This is a genomic window from Bradyrhizobium valentinum (genome assembly GCF_001440405.1).
Lineage (GTDB): Bacteria > Pseudomonadota > Alphaproteobacteria > Rhizobiales > Xanthobacteraceae > Bradyrhizobium > Bradyrhizobium valentinum.
In genome coordinates this window covers 6,607-8,757 of record NZ_LLXX01000152.1, presented here as the reverse complement: position 1 = coordinate 8,757, position 2,151 = coordinate 6,607, and the positions used below count along the sequence as shown (strand labels likewise).

The 2,151-nt window shown below is 58.8% G+C and carries 1 protein-coding gene; it reads right to left on the bottom strand.

From position 1 onward, the window contains the following. Nucleotides 1-183: 183 nt before the first annotated feature. Nucleotides 184-603: a gamma-glutamylcyclotransferase family protein gene (locus CP49_RS26950; RefSeq protein ID WP_057853192.1), complete on the bottom strand. Its 420-nt coding sequence runs from the start codon at nucleotides 601-603 to the stop codon at nucleotides 184-186. Between the last annotated feature and the right edge of the window lie 1,548 nt (nucleotides 604-2,151).

Sequence of the window (2,151 nt, the reverse complement as noted above, 5' to 3'; positions counted from 1 at the left end):
AAGGCTGAATTGGTCAGAAGTCCAAGTCCTTCGCGATCGCGTGTCCGCTTGCGGTCAAAAAGCGACGGTTGATCATGTCCACGTTACTTCCGCTTTACCCCGGTGAGCCGACATCGTCAGGCGGACAGATTAAGTCCGAATGGTGCTGAAAGCTGCCGTCGGCCAACTGCCATTGCCTTCTCGTCATGCGCCTACCTTCCAATCCAGTTCACCTCGCTCATTCACGGTCTCATAGAGCGGGCCGCGAGCGAATGCTTTGCCAAAGCGATCTTCGCGGCCAACGTATATGAACGCCTTGGTCGGCAGGCGCTCGCCAGCGGCGAGCGCTAAGGTGACGTCGATCAGCTCACGGTCGTAGGAGCTGCCTTCGCGCTCAAGTTGGTCGAGCCGCGCTAGCGTCTCATCATCGACGGTATAGATTTCGCCGGCTAATGGCTTGCCTTCTGGATCGGGCAGGATCACTGGGAAGCCGGTCTCAATCATCTTGTAGGTCGGCACGGTAACCGCGCCGCCGAAGAACTCGCAACCACCAAGCAAGCGATGGTTAAAGAGGCCGCTCTTGAGGGTGCCGTAAACGAATACTCTATGCATCATGCTCCGCATCTCCTTTCCATGTCGCAGAGGCGTCGGTAATCGGCCCCCTCGCTTGTATGATATAGCAGACGAAGGGTTGCGGCCCATGTCTCAGATGGGTCAATCGCGTCATTTTGGTCGTCGGCCGAATACTTCCGGTCTTCCCCTGGAAACGGACATCGTCGGGGCCGGTCGCATGTCTCAAAGGTGCCAATAGGCGACATCGCGCTTGCATTTCTTACGACGAGGAGAGCGCCACTGAGATGGCTATAAGCAAATGCCCGGACAATGCCGAGGCTTTGAAAATTTCGATTTTTCTGTTGTCGATTAGGCGACTGCGACAGACGGGTTGTTCTCCTTCGTTCGAGGATAGTTGCGTCCTCAATGGCCGCCAAAGCTCTTCACCCCTCGAATAGGTCGGCGCTGATGAGGATGACCGGCTCGGACGAGGCAGGCTCGCAATCGAAAAACGACGCGCTTGGTTTGTTACATCTCGTTACGAGTTGCGGCCTTCTTAAGCACGATCATAACGAGATGGCATCCCAAACAGATGGCGCACGTTTTATGGCAGCAGCGCTGTCTTGAAGTCACCCCGCGGCTGCACCATGTTGGGGTCGTCGATGAGACGCGTAGGACTTATCGACATCACGGTAGGCAACGCGACGCGCCTCGGCGCATCGTAACGTTCTACCACGCGACGCTGCGCGTCGCTACGCAACGCAACGCTTGAGCCGCTGGGGGAAGCCCGGCGGCTCGCGCGTTTAGCGCGGACGCTCCCCCTCAATCGCCTGTGGCTCCGAGACGCCTACCGCAGCCAGCCGGAGGCTGAAACCGAAGAGATCTGACAACGAGGGCGCGAGCTAGTCCTGCGCCGTCCGGTCGGTCGGTTCACGTCGGCGGTCCTTACTTCGGTGAGCGCAAATCGCCTTGAAGCCAGCGTCCAAGGCCCTTGGACTTCATGGGGTCTTCAAACGCGGCAAAGCTCGTAAGTACCTGATTGCAGACAGCGCATTCAAACGTTTGCAAGTCGACGCCCCGGGCGCGTGCTGGCTCGATGCTAACGAGCATGATCTGGGCCTTGCACTTCGGACAGGCGGGGCGCTCAATTGCAGCGAATGGAATGACGGACGAGAGGCGTTGAGATTGGGGCATAATGCTTCCCTCGAACAGGCGGGAGCGCAACACTCTCTGTCACCGGTAATGCCTAGGAGGCGGAGCGGTGATTGTCGGAGTATACGCCTCCAGGGATCTCGAACGCGAGTTAATTCGCGGATACTGGAAGGAAGCCTGGCCGCTCGCCAAGAAGGCAAAGGAATCCGGGTGATCAGGATCGATGCCGAGCTGCTCAGCGAGCGGACGTCCCTCGGCCAACTGGATCGGAACGAAGCGAAATAGCCGCGGCGATCACGTTTGCTCACGAAGCGGCAGCCGCGCGAGCATAGGACGCATACGCCGTCGAACAGGATCAGGCCGTGCGGCGAGTTGATGCCACCAGGACTTTTCTGGGTCAACGACGATTGACTGCTCCGCCTGCATGGAACAAGCAAACACCCGCGGGACGGCCGGCGCAACAGGGGG